Origin of the sequence: Paraburkholderia atlantica (assembly GCF_009362785.1) — a bacterium.
GTDB classification, from domain to species: Bacteria; Pseudomonadota; Gammaproteobacteria; order Burkholderiales; family Burkholderiaceae; genus Paraburkholderia; species Paraburkholderia atlantica.
The window spans coordinates 47,204-67,291 of sequence record NZ_WHNQ01000024.1; the positions used below are offsets into that span (position 1 = coordinate 47,204).

The following is a 20,088-nucleotide window of genomic DNA, read 5'->3' on the forward strand; positions in this document are numbered from 1 at the left end:
GGCTACCTATCAGGCCGGCGCGGTTGCGCTGCCCGGCTTGACTTCGGTGCCTGCGCTGCCGCCCGACGAGGCGTCGCTAGCCGACGGTGGCGAGCTCTTCGGCGAACGCGGCGGCCGGCCTGCCATGATGTCGTTGATCTGATCGGCGTCGATCGTCTCCCACTCCATCAGTGCGGCGGTCATCGCTTCGACCTTGTCGCGGTTTTCTTCCAGCAGGCGACGTGCGAGATTGTACTGCTCGTCCAGCACGCGACGGATTTCCGCGTCGACCTTCTGCTGCGTCGCTTCCGAAATGGTTCGCGTGAAGCCGCGTCCGAACGGCGAAGCGTCGTTTTCGTCGTCGACATAGACCATCGGTCCCAGCGCATCCGTCATACCGAAGCGGGCAACCATCGCGCGAGCCGTCTGGGTCGCCTTGTTGAAGTCGTCCGATGCACCGGTGCTGATCAGGTTCAGGAACAGCTCTTCCGCGACGCGGCCACCGAACAGGATGGCAAGACGGTCGAGCAGATAGTCCTTCGAGTACGTTTCGTTGTCATGCTCCGGCAACTGCCACGTGACGCCCAGCGCACGGCCGCGCGGAATGATCGTGACCTTGTGCACCGGATCAGCTTTCGGCAACAGCTTCGCGATCACCGCGTGACCCGATTCGTGATACGCGGTCGCACGCTTCGATTCTTCGCGGATGACGGCCGACTTGCGCTCGGGACCCATGAAGATCTTGTCCTTCGCGTCCTCGAAGTCCGTCATTTCGACGATGCGCTTGCCGCGCCGCGCCGCAAAAAGTGCTGCTTCGTTGACGAGGTTCGCGAGATCGGCGCCCGAGAAACCCGGCGTGCCGCGCGCGATCACTGCCGCATCGACGTCGTTCGAAATCGGTACCTTGCGCAGGTGCACCTTCATGATGTGCTCGCGGCCGCGGATATCGGGCAGACCGACGTACACCTGACGGTCGAAGCGGCCCGGACGCAACAGCGCCTTGTCGAGTACGTCAGAGCGGTTCGTCGCGGCGATCACGATGACACCCGAGTTCGCCTCGAAGCCGTCCATTTCGACGAGCATCTGGTTCAGCGTCTGTTCACGCTCGTCGTTACCGCCGCCCATACCGGCGCCGCGATGACGGCCGACTGCGTCGATTTCGTCGATGAACACGATACACGGCGCGTGCTTCTTGGCCTGCTCGAACATGTCGCGCACGCGAGCCGCGCCGACGCCGACGAACATTTCCACAAAATCCGAACCCGAAATGCTGAAGAACGGCACCTTCGCCTCGCCAGCGATGGCGCGCGCGAGCAGCGTCTTACCGGTCCCCGGCGGGCCAACGAGCAGCACACCGCGCGGAATACGACCGCCCAGCTTCTGGAATTTCTGCGGATCGCGGAGGAAGTCGACGAGTTCCGACACTTCTTCCTTGGCTTCGTCGCAACCGGCGACATCGGTGAAATTGATCGCGTTGTTGTTCTCGTCGATCAGCCGCGCGCGCGACTTGCCAAACGAGAAGGCGCCGCCTTTGCCGCCCCCCTGCATCTGTCGCATCATGTAGAACCAGAAACCGATGATCAGGATCGTCGGCCCGAGGTAATACAGCACGGACATCAGTGCATTGGGTTCGTCGTCAGCCTTGCCGCTCACCTGTACGCCATACTTCATCAGATCGCCGACCATCCAGATGTCGCCGGGCGACACGATCTGGTACTTCTGGCCGTCTGCTGGAGTGACCGTGAGGTTCCGCCCCTGGACAATGACGTTCTTGACTTTGCCGTTCTTCGCGTCGTCCATGAACTGCGAATAGGAAACGCCTTCCTGGACACGGGGCTTGTCGAACTGCTTGAACACCGTAAACAGCACCAGTGCGATTACCAACCACACTGCTGCTTTCGAAAACATATTGTTGTTCAAAGCACCACTCCTTCACTTAGACGGGCGCCTACATTTGCCTTGCGGCACCACGAAAGCATTCTAATCCAGTCCGCAGACCCCTGCCATAGCGTTTCACTACCACGGAAATAGGGTAGCGGGCCAGCTTAACGCCAGTCTCTGACGCATCGGGCTCACTATTGGCAGAAATGGAACCGGCTCGCCGTCCCCTATGCGGGACGCTTCAAATGCTTACCCAAAATAAATGTTTCTGACGATTTATCCCGCGACGCCTTCGGCTTGCGGGCCGCCACCACCTTGAATTGGCGCTTGAACTTTTCGACAATCTGACTATATCCGCTGCCGTGAAAGCATTTGACTAAAAGGGCACCATCCGGCTTCAAGTGGTTTTGTGCGAATTCGAGCGCAAGATCGCATAAATGCTCGATCCGCGCCGCATCCGCGATCGCCACACCGGACAGGTTGGGTGCCATATCCGAAATTACAAGGTCCACCTGGCGCGCACCGACCAATTCTTCGAGCTGGACCAGCACCGAGTCTTCGCGGAAATCGCCCTGGATGAAGTGCACGTCGGCTACCGGCTCCATCGGCAGAATGTCCAAAGCGATGATCGTGCCGTCGATGCCACCTTCGCGCTCCGCATTGCGCTGCGAGCCGCCGGCAAGCTTGTTGCGCGCGTACTGGCTCCAGCTGCCCGGCGAGGAACCGAGGTCGACAATCACCTGCCCCGGGCGGATCAGCTTGTCCTGCTCGTCGATTTCCTTGAGCTTGTAGGCCGCGCGGGCACGATAACCTTCCCGCTGCGCCATTTTGACGTACGGATCGTTGATGTGGTCGTGCAGCCACGCGGTATTGAACTTGTTTTTTGCCATTAAAAATTGAACTATTGCTGCGTCGGGTCGCGCTTTAGGGGATAATACGCGGTTAATTCGCGCGGCCACCGCCAGACTGGCGGCCATCCGCGATTCTGTTGTTCTGACGCGCGCCTGCTGAATCAAGCCGCCCGAATCGCTCGGCGATCGGACGAAAAACGCAGGAGCCGCCATTTTAGTCGAGTCTTCCACTTTCCATGCCAGCCCTCAAAGTCTCCTCCGACCAACGCGCCGAGTTGCGCTCCCAGGCACATGCGCTCAAACCGGTCGTGCTCGTCGGGGCCGAAGGCTTGACCGACGCTGTGCTCGCCGAAATCAAAGTACACCTCGCTGCGCATCAGCTGATCAAAATCCGCGTGTTCGGTGATGAGCGCGAAGAGCGCCTCGCCATCTACGAAGAAATCTGCGACACACTGAACGCGGCACCGATTCAACATATCGGCAAGCTGCTCGTGATCTGGAAGCCGGAATCGGCACAGCCGGCGGCAAAAGCGAAGCGCGGCGCGTTGCCGAGCGCCCGGGAGGCGGCAGCCGAAGAAGCCCGACCGGCCAAGGGACGCGCACCGCGCATCGTCAAAGTGGTCAAGCCGACCGACGTGCCGATGCGCAAGCCGCGAGCGAAAGCGGTGCTGGTGCGCGGCAACGAACGCGTGACGCAGGGCGGCAACATCAAGCGCGCGAAGAAGCGTCAAACCAGCGCGAAGCGTTCGCATCAGTCGAAGTAAGAGAACACGCGGCCAAGGTGCGGACCGGCTCCGCACCGCGCGTTTGTGCGGAGGGCGCGAAGCAGCGCGCATGAACCGTAGCTGATCGTCGCAACCTGAAGTTCATCGCGGGCATCGGCATCGACCGGCGGACATAGCGCTGCGTCATACCCCCGGCCACCCGCAAGGTTCAGCCGGCCACCTTCCCCGTGACCGCGCGCGCGCCCTCTTCGTTGGCCGCAGTGCCGACATGCGCCGGCAGCAGCCAAACGAGCGCAACACCTAGCAGGCTCTCGATCAGATAGAACAGACTCGACACGCCATGCAGGAGGCCGAAGCGCGTCGCATAAACGGAATGTTCGACGTCGCCGCCCGCCTCGAGCGCGGCGACGCGCATCGCGTTCATGAACGGCTGCAACGCGAAATAGCCGATCAGCACGCATACGAGCATACCGGCGATCAGCCAACGCAAGCGGCGATACGCGCTTCTACCGCGCCGCACGAGCAGATTGGCAAGACCGAGCAGCAGGATGCCGCACACGACGCCAATCACACCCTGAATCCGAAACAGCTGCGCGGCAACGGCGCCCGCCGTCATGCGGTCGAGCGACGTGAACAGCACGGGCGCAACCGCATAGCCGATAGTCAACAGACTACCGACCCACACCACCGTCAACAGGCGGAAAAAACGATGCGGCATCAGAGACACCGGCGCCATCCTCAGATGTAGCTGACCGCGATGATTTCGTATTCGCGGATGCCGCCCGGTGCCTGCACCGACGCGACGTCGCCTTCCGACTTGCCGATCAGCGCACGTGCGATCGGCGAGCTGATCGAGATCAGGCCGTGGTCGATGTCCGCTTCGTCGTCGCCGACGATCTGATATTTGACGGATGCGCCCGACTCGAGGTCTTCGAGCTCGAGCGTCGCGCCGAACACCACGCGGCCGTCCGCTTCCACTTGCGACGGATCGATCACCTGCGCGCCCGCAAGCTTCGACTCGATTTCGGCGATGCGGCCTTCGATGAAGCCCTGCTTTTCCTTCGCAGCGTCGTATTCAGCGTTTTCCGACAGATCGCCCTGGGCGCGCGCTTCCGCGATCGAGTTGATCACGGCCGGACGCTCGACCGATTTCAAGCGCTGCAATTCATCGCGCAGCATGTCTGCTCCGCGCTTCGTCAATGGAATAGTGCTCATAAACAACTCTGGAGGCAAAAAACGGCCATAAAAAAAATCACCGCGGTTAAGTGCATTCCGCGAAAGCCGCCGCCCATGGACAGACCCGGGCCGCAGCACCTGCGGAACGCCGCTTAACCGCGGCACTTACATCTTGGACAGGTATCGAAGCCTTAGTTTAGGCGAGCGTGGAGTCCTTGTAAATCATAGACTTCCAGGTTCTTCAGATAACGAAGACCCTCCACCGCCGCGCGTGCGCCCGACATCGTCGTGTAGTAGGTGACCTTGTTCGCCTGCGCGCTCATACGAATCGAACGCGAGTCGGCAATCGCCGCGCGCGTTTCGTCGACGGTCGTAAAGACGAGTGCGATCTCGCCGTTCTTGATCATATCGACGATGTGCGGACGGCCGTCCTTCACCTTGTTGACGACCTTGACCGGCACGCCGGCCGCTTCGATCGCGGCAGCCGTGCCCTTGGTCGCGACGATCGGGTAGCCGAGCTCGTGCAGCATGCGCGCGACTTCGACCGCCTTCGGCTTGTCGGCGTCCATCACGGTCAGCAGCACCGTGCCCGACTCCGGCAGACGCGAACCCGCCGCGAGCTGCGACTTGAACAGCGCCTCGCCGAACGTCTGGCCCACGCCCATCACTTCGCCGGTCGAACGCATTTCAGGTCCGAGCACCGGGTCGACCGTCGGGAACTTGACGAACGGGAATACCGCTTCCTTCACGCTGAAGTACGGCGGCTCGACTTCCTTCGTCACGCCTTGCGCGGCGAGCTTCTGGCCGACCATCGCGCGCGCCGCGATCTTCGCGAGCGGCAGGCTGGTCGCCTTCGACACGTACGGCACCGTGCGCGACGCGCGCGGGTTCACTTCGAGCACGTAGATGATGTCGTCCTTCGAGCCGTCAGCCGCATTCGTGGAGGAAGGCACCTGCTGGATCGCGAACTGCACGTTCATCAGGCCGATCACGTTCAGAGCCTTCGCCATCGCGGCGGTCTGGCGCTTCAGTTCGGCAACCGTCTCCTTCGACAGCGAATACGGCGGCAGCGAACAGGCCGAGTCGCCCGAGTGCACGCCCGCCTGTTCGATGTGCTCCATCACGCCGCCGATAAACACGGCATCGCCATCGGAAATGCAATCCACGTCGCATTCGATCGCGTCGTTCAGGAAGCGGTCGAGCAGCACCGGCGAATCGTTCGACACCTTGACGGCCTCACGCATATAGCGTTCGAGGTCGCGCGGCTCGTGGACGATTTCCATCGCGCGGCCGCCCAACACGTACGACGGACGCACGACGAGCGGATAGCCGATTTCGTCAGCGAGCTTCAGCGCTTCGTCTTCGGTGCGCGCGGTGCGGTTCGGCGGCTGACGCAGACCGAGATCCTGCAGCAGCTTCTGGAAGCGCTCGCGGTCTTCGGCCGCGTCGATCATGTCCGGCGACGTGCCAATGATCGGCACGCCGTTCGCTTCGAGATCGAGCGCGAGCTTCAGCGGCGTCTGGCCGCCGTATTGCACGATCACGCCGACCGGCTTTTCTTTGTCGACGATTTCGAGCACGTCTTCGAGCGTCAGCGATTCGAAGTACAGACGGTCGGAGGTGTCGTAGTCGGTCGACACGGTTTCCGGGTTGCAGTTGACCATGATCGTTTCATAGCCGTCTTCGCGCATTGCGAGCGCGGCGTGCACGCAGCAGTAGTCGAACTCGATACCCTGGCCGATCCGGTTCGGGCCGCCGCCCAGCACCATGATCTTCTTGTTGTTCGTCGGATTCGCTTCGCACTCTTCCTCGTAGGTCGAGTACATGTACGCGGTTTTGGTTGCGAACTCAGCCGCACAAGTGTCGACGCGCTTGTACACCGGACGCACGTTCAGTTCGATACGACGCGCACGCACGTCCGCCGGCTTCGCGCCGAGCAGCTTCGCGAGGCGACGATCCGAGAAGCCACTCTGCTTCAGATACTTCAGCTCATCCTTCGACAGGCTCGCGAGCGTGCGACCGGCCAGCGCCTTTTCCTTCAGCACGATCTGTTCGATCTGTGCGAGGAACCACGGGTCGATCGCGGTCTCTTCGAAGATTTCCTGTGCGCTCATGCCGGCACGGAACGCGTCGCCGACATACCAGATGCGGTCCGGACCGGCTTCGCCGATCTGGCGGATGATCTCGTCGCGATTGGCGGTCTTCTCGTCGAGACCGTCGACGCCGACTTCGAGGCCGCGCAGCGCTTTCTGGAACGACTCCTGGAACGTGCGGCCGATCGCCATCACTTCGCCGACCGACTTCATCTGCGTGGTCAGGCGCGAATCGGCTTCGCGGAATTTCTCGAACGCGAAACGCGGGATCTTCGTGACGACGTAGTCGATCGTCGGTTCGAACGATGCCGGGGTCTGGCCGCCGGTGATTTCGTTCTTGAGTTCATCGAGCGTGTAGCCGACCGCGAGCTTCGCCGCGACCTTCGCGATCGGGAAGCCGGTTGCCTTCGACGCCAGCGCCGACGAACGCGACACACGCGGGTTCATTTCGATCACGATCATCCGGCCGTCTTTCGGATTGATCGAGAACTGCACGTTCGAGCCGCCCGTGTCGACGCCGATCTCGCGCAGCACCGCCAGCGACGCGTTACGCAGGATCTGATATTCCTTGTCGGTCAGCGTCTGCGCCGGTGCGACTGTGATCGAGTCGCCGGTATGGATGCCCATCGGGTCGAGGTTTTCGATCGAGCAGACGATGATGCAGTTATCCGCCTTGTCGCGGACCACTTCCATCTCATACTCTTTCCAGCCGAGCAGCGACTCTTCGATCAGCAGCTCGCGCGTCGGCGACAGGTCGAGACCGCGCTTGCAGATCTCTTCGAATTCGTCGCGGTTGTACGCGATACCGCCGCCCGAGCCGCCCAGCGTGAACGACGGACGGATCACGACCGGATAGCCGCCGCTGCCGGTTTCCGCAGCGATCTTCGCCTGCACCGCGAGCGCTTCTTCCATCGAATGCGCGGTGCCCGACTTGGCCGAACCGAGGCCGATCTTGGTCATCGCGTCCTTGAACTTCTGGCGGTCTTCCGCCTTGTCGATCGCTTCGGGCGACGCGCCGATCAGCTCGACGTTGTACTTCGCCAGCACGCCGTGCGCGTGCAGATCGAGCGCGCAGTTCAGCGCGGTCTGGCCGCCCATCGTCGGCAGGATCGCGTCCGGGCGCTCCTTCGCGATGATGCGCTCGACCACTTCCCACGTGATCGGCTCGATGTAGGTCACGTCGGCCGTGTTCGGGTCGGTCATGATCGTCGCCGGATTGCTGTTGACGAGAATGACCTTGTAGCCTTCCTCACGCAGCGCCTTGCATGCCTGCGCGCCCGAGTAATCGAACTCGCACGCCTGGCCGATGATGATCGGACCCGCGCCGATGATGAGGATGCTCTTGATGTCTGTCCGCTTGGGCATAACGCTCTCGCTAATGTATTCCTGAATTCTTTCCGTCGGCGCGCGCCGTTTTCACGTTGCGCGCGCTGTTTGCTGCGCGCCCGCCGCATCGTGCCGCGGGCCGCAGCGGCCGCCGCGAGCCGCTTTCGTTTCCGTCTCCGGCTGGCTTGTGCGGCCGGCCTTTACTGCTTCAAGCCGCTGCGCTGTTGCCGCTCTTCTGCGCGTCCATCAACGCGGTGAAGCGGTCGAACAGATACGCGATGTCGTGCGGACCGGGCGACGCTTCCGGGTGGCCCTGGAAGCAGAATGCCGGCTTGTCGGTCAGCGCGAAGCCTTGCAGCGTGCCGTCGAACAACGATACGTGGGTCACGCGCGCGTTCGCGGGCAGCGTATCGGCATCGACCGCGAAGCCGTGGTTCTGCGACGTGATCACCACGCGGCCGTCTTCGAGATCCTTGACCGGGTGGTTCGCGCCGTGGTGGCCGGTCTTCATCTTCATCGTCTTCGCGCCGACCGCGAGGCCCATGATCTGGTGGCCAAGGCAAATGCCGAAGGTCGGAATGCCGCGCTCGATGAACTCCCTGGTCGCGGCGATCGCGTAGTCGCACGGCTCCGGGTCGCCGGGGCCATTGGACAAGAACACGCCGTCGGGGTTGAGCGCGAGCGCGTCAGCGGCGCTCGCTTGCGCCGGCAGCACGGTGACATGGCAGCCACGCTCGGCCAGCATGCGCAGGATGTTCTGCTTGACGCCGTAGTCGAATGCGACCACGCGGTACTTCGGCGCCTTCTGCTCGCCGTAGCCCGTGCCGAGACGCCATTCGGTTTTGGTCCACTCGTAGGTTTGCTGGGTCGATACGACCTTCGCGAGGTCCATGCCGGCGAGGCCCGGGAATGAGCGCGCGAGTTCGATGGCCTTCGCTTCGTCGTCGGAACCAGCGAGGATCGCGCCGTTTTGCGCGCCCTTGTCGCGCAGCAGGCGGGTCAGCTTGCGAGTATCGATGCCGGCGATGGCGACCACGCCTTCGTCCTGCAGATATTGCGGGAGCGTACGCTCCATGCGGAAGTTCGACGCGAGAACCGGCAGATCACGGATGATCAGGCCGGCGGCATGGACTTTCGTCGCTTCGACGTCTTCGGCGTTCACGCCGACGTTGCCGATATGCGGATACGTGAGGGTCACGATCTGGCGCGCGTAGCTCGGGTCAGTCAGGATTTCCTGATAGCCGGTGATGGCGGTGTTGAACACGACTTCACCGATGGTATGCCCGGGGGCCCCGATCGAATAACCACGAAAGACCGTGCCGTCGGCGAGCGCGAGAAGAGCGGGAGAAAATGACGGCAACACGGGAGACTCCTTGGGGGAACACCCTGTTGCCACCTGTCTATCCGATTTCGAGCCGCAGCGGAACACATTCTGGATGCGCGCGCAGACTCGCTCGCGAGCTGCCGGTAACGATGCAAGGGGCGCGATGAGTCCATTGTGTGGACGACTCGGCTGGGTGCGGGGCCCTTCTTGCTACGCCAATGGCGCGCGGCGGATGAACGGTATGGGGGAGGTAGGCGCTAGGGTGCGGGTTGATAAGCTCAAACCTTGAAATTATAGCCTGAAACCGCCCTTCCTTCCAAATCTGAGATAGGGCGCGGACTTGGGCCGGCGTGCCGTGCGGCCGGTCAGGCCTCCTGCTCCGCGCGCATCTCGCCCGACCGGGCAAGCTGCCGACCCGGCAATACGTACCAGATTGCGCTCAGCACCTGCAGTCCGACAAGGATTTCCCACGCGCTCAGATGCGCGACCGCCGGATAATGCCCGCCGCTCGACGGCCAGTGAGACAGCACCGCGCCAACGCCGATCTGAAAACCGAAGATCAGCAGAAAAATAATCAGCGTCAGCGTCGTGTTGACCCGGCCGATCATTTGTGGCGGGAAATGTCGCGCCATCACCGCGTAGCTCAGAATGCCGGTGCCACCGAAGATTCCGTACGCGGCCCACAACAAGCTCGCCGGCAGCGGCGCATTGAACATGATCAGCATCTGCGTCAGCACGTATAAGGCCATGCCGATGCCGCAGAACGCGTACAGCGAGAGGCCGCGCCGCTCGAGGCTACGCGCCGCCGCGCCGAAACCGACGCACCCCGCCATCATCGCGAAGCCGAGAATCGACACGAGCGCCGCCGCCTGGTGCGGCTCGAAGCCTTGTACGTCGCGCAGCCATGCTCCAACCCACAACGACTGCATCGCGTAGAAAACGCCCTGCGTAACGACCGAGAACGACGCGATTTTCCAGAATGCCGCGCTGCGCAGGATGTGCCACGTGCCCTTGAACTGCGCGACGAGGCTCGTCTGGCGATGCGTTTCGCGTGCGTCCGGCGCGAGCGTCCATTGCGCAAGCGCGACCACCACCGTCAGCACCCCGAGCCCAACGCAGACCGCGCGCCAACTGGAGAAGCCCAGCACCCACGTGAGCGGCGAACCAACCATCACGCCGCCGAAACCGCCGACGGCCATCACGAGCCCGTTCATCAACGGCAGACGCGCCACCGGAAAATGCTGCGCGAGCGCCTTGAACGCGGCGCCGAGGCACACCGACACGCCGACGCCGATCAACAGCCGCCCGACCATCATCATGCCGAGACTGTGCGCGGCGCCGAACACCCAGATACCCAGCGCGGCGAACAGCAGCGTGACGGCCGTCACGCGACGCGCGCCGAAGTGGTCGAGCAGCACGCCAGCGGGGATCTGCGCGCCCGCGAAACCAAGGAAATACAGACTCGTCAGCACACCCAGATCGGCGGCGGACAGACCGAGATCGCGCGTGATGAACGGCGCGAAACCAAGGTTGACGCCGCGAAACACGTAAGAGACGAAGTAGCCGGCGGAAAAAAGCAGGAAGACACGCAGTTGGGTCGACGACATAAATCAGGAAGAAAACCTGGCAATGGACCTAATGAACCTGGCCCGAGGTTCGCACGGATCAGGACAGAACGGCGTCCCGCGGCCAACGCGGCCGAAGCACGAACAATAAATTAAATACGGCAAACCCGCAGGAATCGTCGGCGCAATGAAAAACGCCGTCACCCTGAGGTGACGGCGTTGGATGAACACGGTGCGTGATCGGAGCGCAATCCATGCGCTGCCCCCGCAACGCATGTGGTCACTACCGTGAGAGCCGCTATTGGTCTATTTACCCTTCTTCTTCGCGTTGGCCACGGTCTTCGGGCGGCTCTCAGCCGCAGCCTTCGACGCCTTGCCGGGCACCGGGGCCGACACCTTCTCGACCTTGCCCTTGCTGGCGGGCGCCGCCGCTTTGTCACCCTTGCCGCCCGGCGCGGAGACCTTGACGATGGCAGAGTGGCCGCGCCCTTTCTTTTTATCGTAGCGCGAATCGCCGCGAGTGTCTGCGGCATGGACGCCGATCTTCTGCACACTGCCGCCTTGCACGTCGGCGGCGATCTTTTCCGGACCGGGCTCGCTCGGTACCGGCTTGCCGACCGGCACGTGCAGCACGACCACCTGGCCGCGCGAAACCTGATCGCGATGTGTCTTGTTCCACGCCTTCAACTGACCGACCGACACGCCGTAACGCAGCGCGATGGCGGCCATCGACTGATTGCGCCGCACTCGGATCAGCATCTTGCGCGTGTCGGGCACGTCGGGTTCCATCGCGAGCACCGCGCTTTCGGCGATGTCGGCGCTGATGTCCTCGTCGTCGTCCGAGCCGCGCGGCACGACGATCGTCGAGCCCGGCTTCAGGCGCATGCCGACCGGAATCTTGTTCACTTCCATCAGCGTGTCTGCGTCGACGCCGATCTTCTGTGCGATCGCCGCAGGTGTCGCCCGTGCGTCGACGGTGTAGGTGGTCCAGGACGACAGCGAGCCCGAGTACGTTTTCAGATTGCGCTCGAACGCGGACGCGTTGTCGAAAGGCAACAGAATCTGCGGTTGCGTCGCACCGAGAATCACCGGCTTCCTGAACGACGGGTTCAGCGAGCGGAACTCGTCGGTCGACATGTTGGCAAGCCGTGCGGCGACGTCGACGTCGATATCGTGCGAGGTCGTGACCGTCACGAAGTATGGGTGGTTCGGAATCGCCGGCAGCGTGAGCCCGTACATCTGCGGGTTCGTCACGAGGTTCTTGACCGCCTGCAGCTTCGGCACGTAGTTGCGCGTTTCGTTCGGCATACGCAGGCTCAGGTAGTCGGTCGGCAGACCCGCCGCCTCGTTGCGCGCGATCGCGCGCTGCACGTTGCCCTCACCCCAGTTATACGCGGCGAGCGCGAGTTGCCAGTCGCCGAACATATCGTGCAGCTTCGACAGGTAGTCGAGCGCGGCGCTGGTCGACGCGAGCACGTCGCGGCGCTCGTCCTGCCACATGTTCTGCTTCAGGTTGTAGGTACGGCCCGTGCCCGGCATGAACTGCCACATGCCCGCCGCCTTGGCGACCGACAAAGCCTGCGGACTATACGCGGACTCGATGAACGGCAGCAGCGCGAGCTCGGTCGGCATATGGCGCGACTCGAGTTCCTCGACGATGTGATACAGGTATTTCTGCGAGCGCTCGGTCATGCGCTGCACATAATCGGGACGTTGCACATACCAGTTGAGCTGCATGTCGACGAGGTCGCTCTGCAGATCCGGCATCTGGAAGCCACGGCGAATGCGGCCCCACAGATCGGCGTCCTGGCTCGTCAACTGATTGACGGAGCTCTGGTCGACATTGATGGTTTCTTTAGCGGTGGCGTTCTTGCGAAGGGCGTCGGCTACGGCTTGCTGGCTGGCGGGGTTATTGGCGGTATTCGTCGTCGGTCCCTGACTCGCGCATGCGGCGAGTGTCAGGACCAATAACGCGCTTAAGATAAATCGCATGAACGTCTCGGTTTCCACAAGGGCTGGAATTTGCAGCCGATAGTACGAAACGTCAACGTTTCCGTCAATTGGAAAATCAAGAAAAAAATCAACCAAATCTGGGGCTTGGCGAATTTTTCCGATTCATCGCGTGAAGAACTGCCGAATGCGCTCCGGATCAACGGAAGCGGTTCTTCCATTCGCGCATCAATGTGAAGGCCTTCAGCCTGTCAGACACTGTTTCGTGCAATTGTGCTTCGAGGTTCGACTGGATCGCCGGCTCGTCTGCGCGAAGGAACGGATTGACCGCGCGCTCGTGCGCGATCGTGGTCGGCAGCGTTGGCTGGTGGCGGGCGCGCAGCTCATTCGCCTTGTCGCGCCACGCCTGCAGTTGGGCGTTGTGCGGCTCGCAAGCGAGCGCGAAGCGGATGTTCGACAGCGTATATTCGTGAGCGCAATGCACTTCGGTTGCGCCGGGCAGCGCGGCGAGCGCATCGAGCGAGTTCAGCATCTGTTGCGGTGTACCTTCGAAAAGGCGCCCGCAACCGCACGCGAACAGTGTGTCGCCGCAAAACACGTGCGGGGTGCCGCGCGTATCGGCCGCCTGGAAATAGGCAATGTGTCCGCTCGTGTGACCGGGCACGTCGAGTACGCTGAATTCGAGTGCGGGTGCCGGGATCGTCACGTGATCGCCGCTTTTGAGACGATGCGTCAGGTGCGCTATCGCTTCGCTGGCGGGGCCGTAGACCGGCACGTCCTGGCCGTTCAGCAGATCGGCCACCCCGCCGACGTGGTCTTGATGATGGTGCGTGAGTAAAATAGCGCTCAGCCGCCAGCCTCGTTGGGCCAGACAGGCGCGCACAGGGGCGGCTTCGCCCGGATCGACGACGACCGCGTGGCGTCCGTCGGCAATGACCCAGATGTAATTGTCTTCAAACGCCGGGACCGGCACGTACTCGAGCGCATTCATAGGCGACGCATTTTTAATATGACTGACCGAGCGATTATAGACTGGCCTGCCTGGACCGATTCGCCGCCAGGCCGCTACGTGCTCGACTGGGAGCAAACCCAGCTCGATCGCGTGGTGTCGGACGTGTTCGGCTATCATGCGCTGCAACTCGGCCTGCCGCAGCTCGACGCGCTGCGCGAGAACCGCATGCCGTGCCGCGGCCTCGTGCTCGACGCGGCGAGCGGCGCGAGCGCGCCGTACACGTATCCCCCTGCGGCACGTCGTGGCAGCGTCAGCGGGATCAGCGGCGCGGGCAACCGCGGCGACGATCCCGCCAACGCGGCACCGGGTGCGCCGGGGCTGCATGCGCCGGCCGGGCGCAGCGCAGTCTGGTGCGACCTGCTCGATCTGCCGTTCGAAGCGCAAAGCGTCGATCTGCTCGTGATGCCGCATACGCTCGAATTCACCAGCGACCCGCATCGGCTGCTGCGCGAAGCCGAACGCGTGCTGGTGCCCGAAGGCCAACTGATCATCCTCGGCTTCAACTCGTTGTCGCTGTGGGGCGTACGGCAGTCGATCGGCAAAATGACAGGCCGCCCGTTCGTGCCTTCGGCCGTCGACCTGATCGCGTTTACGCGTCTGAAGGACTGGATCAAGCTGCTCGGCTTCGACCTTGAACGCGGGCGCTTCGGCTGCTATCGTCCGCCGCTCGCGGGCGATCAATGGCTCGCACGCTACGGCTTCATGGAAGCCGCCGGCGACCGCTGGTGGCCGATTTTCGGCGCCACCTACATGATCAAGGCGATCAAGCGCGTGCGCGGCATGCGTCTCGTCGGGCCGCTCAAAGTGAAAAAGCCCGTGCTCGCGGCAGGCCTCGCGCCCGCCGCCACCCCGAACACACGTAACCACACCGAATGACTCCGGATCACATCGACATCTATACCGACGGCGCCTGCAAGGGCAATCCCGGCCCTGGCGGCTGGGGTGCATTGCTGCGCTTCGGCAGCCAGGAAAAAGAACTGTTCGGCGGCGAGGCCAACACGACCAACAATCGCATGGAGCTGATGGGCGTAATTTCCGCGCTCGAGGCGTTGAAGCGCCCCTGCAAGGTGATCGTGCACACCGATTCGCAGTACGTGCAGAAAGGCATCAGCGAGTGGATTCACGGCTGGAAGAAGAAAGGCTGGGTCACCGCGGCGAAGCAGCCGGTCAAGAACGCCGATCTATGGAAGCGGCTCGATGCGCTCGTCGCGCAGCACGAAGTCGAATGGCGCTGGGTGCGCGGTCACAACGGCCACCCGGAAAACGAGCGCGCCGATCAGTTGGCCAATCGCGGCGTGGCGTCGCTCGCCGAGATGTAAAGGGCGTGAGCGCATCGACCAACGACGCGCGCCGCCCTCTTCACCTTTTTTCTGCACTTTTTTCGAAGCAGGCTATTCCGACATGCGTCAACTGATCCTCGACACCGAAACTACCGGCCTGAATGCCCGCGGCGGCGACCGGATTCTCGAACTCGGTTGCGTCGAGCTGGTGAACCGCCGGCTGACCGGCAACAACCTGCACTTCTATATCAACCCAGAGCGCGACAGCGATCCGGGCGCGCTCGCGGTGCACGGCCTCACGACGGAATTTCTGAGCGACAAGCCGAAGTTCGCGGAGATCATCGACCAGTTCCGCGACTTCATCCAGGGTGCGGACCTGATCATCCACAACGCGCCATTCGACATCGGCTTTCTGGACGCCGAGTTCGCGCTGCTCGGACTGCCGCCGGTGAGCACGCACTGCGGCGAGATCATCGACACGCTCGCGCAGGCCAAGCAGATGTTCCCCGGCAAGCGCAATTCGCTCGATGCGCTGTGCGACCGCTTCGGCATCAGCAATGCGCACCGTACGCTGCACGGCGCGCTGCTCGACTCGGAATTGCTCGCCGAGGTCTATCTGGCGATGACGCGGGGCCAGGAAAGCCTCGTCATCGACATGCTCGGCGAAGCGCAGGCCGGCGGCGATACAGATGCGCCGCGTGTCGCGCTCGACTCGCTGGAATTGGTCGTGATCGCCGCGAGTGACGACGAAAGCGCCGCGCACGAAGCCGTGCTCGACGATCTCGACAAGGCGATCAAAGGCGCGAGCGTATGGCGTCTTGAGCCCGCGCCAGCAACTGATGAGCAAACTGCTTAAAAAAGACTAGACGAACCCCAAATTCCCTGACATAATTTCAATCTCTTCGGGTGGTTAGCTCAGCGGTAGAGCACTGCCTTCACACGGCAGGGGTCACTGGTTCGATCCCAGTACTACCCACCAGATTCTTGGTGTGTCGATCACCGAAGACAAAAGGGCTTACGCAGCAATGCGTAAGCCCTTTTTCTATTTGCCGCAAAAACAATCGCGTGCGCAGCACGAGATTCCACTGGCTGTAGAACCACGTCGTTCCGTAGGTTGGCGAGCGCCCCGCACTATTGCTATATTCGGCAGACGGGCATTCGCCCGGTCCGGCTCTGTCCGGTTTCTCCATCTTGAACCATTTCAGGGAGGCGCCACATGTTCGCAGTGCATCGCGCGCTCCCTCGCATGGTCCCACGACCGTCAGCCCGTCCGCCACGACCGATGCGGCCTTAAAAGCCGCAGCCTCGTAGCTGATGCGCAGGCCGCCTCGACAGGCGCGCCGCGTTCACTTCAGACAGTCCCTGCGCGCATTCCGGCTTCCGCTGGCTGTCTACCTTTTTCGCTTCTGACTGGAACCTCGGCGCGCTCGTGCGTCGCCGGGTCGAAAGCAAATGGCCAACAAAAAATTCGACTTTCGCGGACAAGCCTTCAAGGATGTCCTCGGCTTCACCTTCCGCCACTGGGCACAGCAGCCGTGGCGCATCGTCGTGATTGCGGCGCTCGCGCTGTTCACGGCAGGCGCGGACATTCTGACGCCGGTCTTCGCCGGACGTCTCGTCGACGCGATCGCGGCCGGCCCGGCGTCGTCGGCGCCCGTCTGGCATCACGCGCTCGAGGCCTTCGGCGTGCTCGCCGCGCTCGGCCTCACCGCGACGCTGTTGCGCCAGGGCGTGTACTTCAACATCATCCGCTTCACGTTGAAGATGATGAGCGAGATCGCCGCGCGTGCGTTTCATCGCGTGCAGCGCTTCTCGACCGACTGGCACGCGAACAGCTTCGCCGGCTCGACCGTGCGCAAGATCACGCGCGGCATGTGGGCGCTCGACCTGCTGAACGACACGCTGCTGATTGCGCTCTTGCCATCGCTGGTGATGCTGGTCGGCGCGACTCTGCTGCTCGGCTCGCGCTGGCCGATGATGGGCGTCGTCGTCGGCATCGGCTCGCTGCTGTACATCGGCGTGACCGTGACGGTGTCGCTGGGCTTCGTCGCGCCGTCCGCGCGTCTCGCGAACGCGTGGGACACGCGCATGGGCGGCGCACTCGCCGATGCGGTCAGCTGCAACGGCGTCGTCAAGGCTTTCGGCGCGGAAGCGCGCGAGGAAGCGCGCCTTGGGTACGTGATCGGCAAATGGCGGCAGCGCACGCGGCGCACTTGGGTGCGCGGCACGCTCAACGGCGGCCTCCAGGGCGGCATGCTGGCCGCGATCCAGGCTGCGATTCTCGGCGTGGCGCTGCTGCTGTGGGCGCGCGGTGAAGCGAGCGTCGGCGATATCACGTTCGCGTTGACGATGTTCTTCATGCTGCAAGGCTACTTGCGCGACATCGGCATGCACATCCGCAACCTGCAGCGCTCGGTCAACGACATGGAGGAACTGGTGTCGCTCGAAAGCCAGCCGCTCGGCATCGAGGATCGCCCCGGCGCCGGCCCGATCGCGATCCGCAACGGCGAAATCCGCTTCGAGCATGTGTCGTTTCACTATGGCGTGCACAGCCGGCCGCTCTACGACGACTTCTCGATCCGCATCGCGCCGGGCGAGCGCGTCGGGCTGGTCGGTCATTCCGGCTCGGGCAAGACGACCTTCATCAAGCTGATCCAGCGCCTTCACGACATTTCAGGCGGGCGGATCACGATCGACGGCCAGGACATCGCGCAGGTCCAGCAGGCGTCGCTGCGCAGCCAGATCGCGATCGTCCAGCAGGAGCCGGTGTTGTTTCACCGCTCGCTTGCCGAGAACATCGCGTATGGACGGCCCGGCGCGAGCCGCGTCGACATTGAGCGCGCCGCGCGGCTCGCCAGCGCGCACGACTTCATCGCCGCGCTGCCGAAAGGCTACGACACGCTGGTCGGCGAACGCGGCATCAAGCTATCGGGCGGCGAGCGTCAACGCGTCGCAATCGCGCGGGCGTTTCTTGCCGACGCGCCGATCCTGATTCTCGACGAAGCCACGTCGAGCCTCGACAGCGAAAGCGAAGTGCTGATCCAGCGGGCGATGGAGCGGCTGATGCAGGGGCGCACCACGCTGGTGGTCGCGCACCGCTTGTCGACGGTGCGCGCGCTCGACCGGCTGCTCGTGCTGGACAAGGGCAAGGTGATCGAGGAAGGCAGCCACGACGCGCTGATCAAACGCGACAACGGCTTGTACCGTCGTTTGTTCGAGCGTCAGGCGCTGGAGTTGATCAAGGGTCTCGGCGAGCCGGAGCTCGTGCGCGAGTCGGCAGAGGTCAAAGCCGACCGGGTCGACGATTCCGGCTTGCTGGTCGGCTAGCGTCGCAATGTAAAGAAGGCCCGCCGCGCTACACGGCGCCGGCGGGCAGCCCGATGCCGCGTGCCATTCCGGTCGCCGCAAACACCATCAGAACCAGCAGCACCGTCTGGATCACGCTGAAATGCGCGTAGGAACGCGCCTTCTTCAGATTAGGCGCCGCGCCGCTGCGGATCGACGCGCGCCAGCGCATCAGGCCGAGCATCGTGGGCACTTCGAGGATCAGGATCAGCACCAGCAGCGTCATCTTCACGTGAAAGAGCGGCTCGTGCAGGTAGTAGTCGGCGCCCTTCTCATAGCCCCCGAACACGCGCATCAAGCCGGTCACGATCAGCACCAGCGCGGCGATGCCCCAGCGCGAATCGGCGCGAAACACCGAACGCAACGCGGCGGGCACTGACGCGCGACGCAGCGACCACGTGCGTCTGAGAATCGACGCGAGCGCAAAGCCATAAGCAAGCAGATGAAGGGCGGCAATCAACCAGCGAACCAGCATAGCGACTCCTGCGAAAGGCGCGATACGATCGATGAGTGTCCCACTCGCCCGCCTGCAAGCCGGGCGACTTGATTGCATTATCGACGAAGCTTCGCTTCGGGATGCGTGCAATGGCCACGCGATGTGACCGATAGCACAAAACGTGCAGCGTTAGACCTGGCGCAGCGTCGTGTCGAGCGCGCGGGCGGCGACGCGATCGCCTTCGGTTGTCAGCGCGGCGCGGAAAACGGTCTGCCGGTTATGCCCCGCGGCGGCCGGCGAATCCCACAGCAACTCGACCTTCGGACGAACGCCGAACGTGCTGCGCGCCAGCGAGGGCGCCGCGACCGACGGCATCGGCGCTGCCGACGCCCCGGCCTCGCCCGCCGCGCCGAACACGACTGAGGGCGCGGGTGCCGGCGTCGCACGCGCATCGGAACCGCTCGCCCAGCGCACCGACAATTCGCGCGCATCGTATTGCCCCACCTTGCGCCGCTCGGCCCACACGACGACGGTGCGCGTCGCCGGATCGAGCGACACCGCATAGCGGCCGATCGCAAAGCGCCGCGCCGCCACATTGGTGCGCCACAACGGCAGCGGCCGGCAGATCCACAAGACGATCGCATACAGCACCGGCGCCGCGACGAGCCAGCCGTTGGTGGCCGCGACCGCCTGCATCGCGCGACGCCAGCCCGCGGTCGCGACGAACGCGCCGACCGACCACAGCGCAAACAGAAAGCCGAGGAACGCAAACAGGCGCAGCGCCTGACGCAGCCATTGCGGGAGCGGATGGAACGGACGCTCGGCGACGGCGCGCGCGCCCGGCAGGAAGATCAGCAGGAACAGAAAGACGAGATTGATACATGCCCACGGTGATGACGCCATCGCGGTCAGCGCGGTGGTCAGCCTCATCTCGGACATCGAAAAAAGCCAGCGGGCGGCGAGCACGAGACCGATGGCGCGCAACGTAAAAATCGTTCCGGCGCCGGGCGCGGCGTTCGCGCGCGTCTCTTTCGTTCTCGCCAAGGCATCCTCCTGTCGTCGGCGGCACCGCAGCCCAAGTTGCGGCACGGCAATTATAGGGATATTACCGAGCCCGGCTCGTTCGCGCCGCGCGGAAACCGGTA

16 protein-coding genes and 1 tRNA gene are annotated in these 20,088 nt (G+C 63.3%); 6 read left to right on the forward strand and 11 right to left on the reverse strand.

Features of this window, described 5'->3' with window-relative positions; translation table 11 throughout:
- Nucleotides 1-9 precede the first annotated feature (9 nt).
- A complete protein-coding gene (ftsH, locus tag GCT19_RS28205; protein WP_013090008.1) occupies nucleotides 10-1,899 on the reverse strand; it encodes an ATP-dependent zinc metalloprotease FtsH in 1,890 nt (629 codons plus the stop codon).
- Between the two features lie 188 nt (nucleotides 1,900-2,087).
- Nucleotides 2,088-2,750 carry an RlmE family RNA methyltransferase gene (locus tag GCT19_RS28210; protein ID WP_018433454.1) on the reverse strand — a complete coding sequence of 221 codons (663 nt, stop codon included), beginning with the start codon at nucleotides 2,748-2,750 and terminating at the stop codon, nucleotides 2,088-2,090.
- Between the two features lie 197 nt (nucleotides 2,751-2,947).
- Between GCT19_RS28210 and GCT19_RS28215 the strand changes: the two genes are divergently transcribed.
- Nucleotides 2,948-3,475 carry a YhbY family RNA-binding protein gene (locus GCT19_RS28215; RefSeq protein WP_026228285.1) on the forward strand — a complete coding sequence of 176 codons (528 nt, stop codon included), beginning with the start codon at nucleotides 2,948-2,950 and terminating at the stop codon, nucleotides 3,473-3,475.
- 169 nt (nucleotides 3,476-3,644) lie between these two features.
- On the opposite strand, the gene GCT19_RS28220 is transcribed toward GCT19_RS28215, so the two are convergent.
- From GCT19_RS28220 to gloB, 7 genes are all read right to left on the reverse strand, one after another.
- Nucleotides 3,645-4,154 (reverse strand): DUF4149 domain-containing protein, encoded by a 510-nt coding sequence (locus GCT19_RS28220; RefSeq protein ID WP_193727458.1) that lies wholly within the window; start codon nucleotides 4,152-4,154, stop codon nucleotides 3,645-3,647.
- A 20-nt stretch (nucleotides 4,155-4,174) separates the two neighbouring features.
- Nucleotides 4,175-4,651, reverse strand: coding sequence for a transcription elongation factor GreA (gene greA / locus GCT19_RS28225; protein ID WP_026228283.1), 477 nt, complete (start codon nucleotides 4,649-4,651; stop codon nucleotides 4,175-4,177).
- Between the two features lie 152 nt (nucleotides 4,652-4,803).
- Nucleotides 4,804-8,070: a carbamoyl-phosphate synthase large subunit gene (gene carB, locus GCT19_RS28230; protein WP_018433450.1), complete on the reverse strand. Its 3,267-nt coding sequence runs from the start codon at nucleotides 8,068-8,070 to the stop codon at nucleotides 4,804-4,806.
- Between the two features lie 169 nt (nucleotides 8,071-8,239).
- The gene (carA, locus tag GCT19_RS28235; protein WP_018433449.1) at nucleotides 8,240-9,394 is read right to left on the reverse strand and encodes a glutamine-hydrolyzing carbamoyl-phosphate synthase small subunit; all 1,155 of its coding nucleotides are present in this window, start codon (nucleotides 9,392-9,394) and stop codon (nucleotides 8,240-8,242) included.
- 326 nt (nucleotides 9,395-9,720) lie between these two features.
- Entirely contained in the window at nucleotides 9,721-10,962 is a 1,242-nt protein-coding gene (locus tag GCT19_RS28240) for an MFS transporter (RefSeq protein ID WP_018433448.1), read from the reverse strand.
- 264 nt (nucleotides 10,963-11,226) lie between these two features.
- Nucleotides 11,227-12,912, reverse strand: coding sequence for a transglycosylase SLT domain-containing protein (locus GCT19_RS28245; RefSeq protein WP_152853765.1), 1,686 nt, complete (start codon nucleotides 12,910-12,912; stop codon nucleotides 11,227-11,229).
- A gap of 157 nt (nucleotides 12,913-13,069) precedes the next feature.
- Nucleotides 13,070-13,861: a hydroxyacylglutathione hydrolase gene (gloB, locus tag GCT19_RS28250; protein ID WP_018433446.1), complete on the reverse strand. Its 792-nt coding sequence runs from the start codon at nucleotides 13,859-13,861 to the stop codon at nucleotides 13,070-13,072.
- Between the two features lie 18 nt (nucleotides 13,862-13,879).
- Here gloB and GCT19_RS28255 point away from each other — a divergent pair, with 18 nt between their 5' ends.
- From GCT19_RS28255 to GCT19_RS28275, 5 genes are all read left to right on the forward strand, one after another.
- Nucleotides 13,880-14,758 carry a class I SAM-dependent methyltransferase gene (locus GCT19_RS28255; RefSeq protein WP_152853766.1) on the forward strand — a complete coding sequence of 293 codons (879 nt, stop codon included), beginning with the start codon at nucleotides 13,880-13,882 and terminating at the stop codon, nucleotides 14,756-14,758.
- On the forward strand, nucleotides 14,755-15,201 hold the full coding sequence (gene rnhA, locus GCT19_RS28260; protein WP_018433444.1) for a ribonuclease HI: 447 nt from the start codon (nucleotides 14,755-14,757) through the stop codon (nucleotides 15,199-15,201). Before GCT19_RS28255 ends, rnhA begins: the two co-directional genes overlap by 4 nt.
- Nucleotides 15,202-15,283: 82 nt before the next feature.
- Nucleotides 15,284-16,018, forward strand: coding sequence for a DNA polymerase III subunit epsilon (gene dnaQ, locus GCT19_RS28265; protein ID WP_013090020.1), 735 nt, complete (start codon nucleotides 15,284-15,286; stop codon nucleotides 16,016-16,018).
- Between the two features lie 48 nt (nucleotides 16,019-16,066).
- A tRNA-Val gene (locus GCT19_RS28270) sits at nucleotides 16,067-16,141 on the forward strand.
- A 473-nt stretch (nucleotides 16,142-16,614) separates the two neighbouring features.
- Nucleotides 16,615-18,489, forward strand: a complete 1,875-nt coding sequence (locus GCT19_RS28275; protein WP_152853767.1) for an ABC transporter ATP-binding protein — start codon at nucleotides 16,615-16,617, stop codon at nucleotides 18,487-18,489.
- A gap of 28 nt (nucleotides 18,490-18,517) precedes the next feature.
- On the opposite strand, the gene GCT19_RS28280 is transcribed toward GCT19_RS28275, so the two are convergent.
- Nucleotides 18,518-18,982, reverse strand: coding sequence for a DUF2214 family protein (locus tag GCT19_RS28280; protein WP_013090023.1), 465 nt, complete (start codon nucleotides 18,980-18,982; stop codon nucleotides 18,518-18,520).
- Between the two features lie 150 nt (nucleotides 18,983-19,132).
- The gene (locus GCT19_RS28285) at nucleotides 19,133-19,987 is read right to left on the reverse strand and encodes a hypothetical protein (protein ID WP_152853768.1); all 855 of its coding nucleotides are present in this window, start codon (nucleotides 19,985-19,987) and stop codon (nucleotides 19,133-19,135) included.
- Between the last annotated feature and the right edge of the window lie 101 nt (nucleotides 19,988-20,088).

Coding starts and splice junctions, on each gene's coding strand:
- greA (WP_026228283.1), bottom strand. CDS start 4,651: ATGAGCACTATTCCATTGACGAAGCGCGGAGCAGACATGCTGCGCGAT.
- carB (WP_018433450.1), bottom strand. CDS start 8,070: ATGCCCAAGCGGACAGACATCAAGAGCATCCTCATCATCGGCGCGGGT.
- gloB (WP_018433446.1), bottom strand. CDS start 13,861: ATGAATGCGCTCGAGTACGTGCCGGTCCCGGCGTTTGAAGACAATTAC.
- GCT19_RS28275 (WP_152853767.1), top strand. CDS start 16,615: ATGGCCAACAAAAAATTCGACTTTCGCGGACAAGCCTTCAAGGATGTC.
- GCT19_RS28280 (WP_013090023.1), bottom strand. CDS start 18,982: ATGCTGGTTCGCTGGTTGATTGCCGCCCTTCATCTGCTTGCTTATGGC.
- GCT19_RS28245 (WP_152853765.1), bottom strand. CDS start 12,912: ATGCGATTTATCTTAAGCGCGTTATTGGTCCTGACACTCGCCGCATGC.
- dnaQ (WP_013090020.1), top strand. CDS start 15,284: ATGCGTCAACTGATCCTCGACACCGAAACTACCGGCCTGAATGCCCGC.
- GCT19_RS28240 (WP_018433448.1), bottom strand. CDS start 10,962: ATGTCGTCGACCCAACTGCGTGTCTTCCTGCTTTTTTCCGCCGGCTAC.
- GCT19_RS28210 (WP_018433454.1), bottom strand. CDS start 2,750: ATGGCAAAAAACAAGTTCAATACCGCGTGGCTGCACGACCACATCAAC.
- GCT19_RS28255 (WP_152853766.1), top strand. CDS start 13,880: ATGACTGACCGAGCGATTATAGACTGGCCTGCCTGGACCGATTCGCCG.
- GCT19_RS28220 (WP_193727458.1), bottom strand. CDS start 4,154: ATGCCGCATCGTTTTTTCCGCCTGTTGACGGTGGTGTGGGTCGGTAGT.
- rnhA (WP_018433444.1), top strand. CDS start 14,755: ATGACTCCGGATCACATCGACATCTATACCGACGGCGCCTGCAAGGGC.
- GCT19_RS28215 (WP_026228285.1), top strand. CDS start 2,948: ATGCCAGCCCTCAAAGTCTCCTCCGACCAACGCGCCGAGTTGCGCTCC.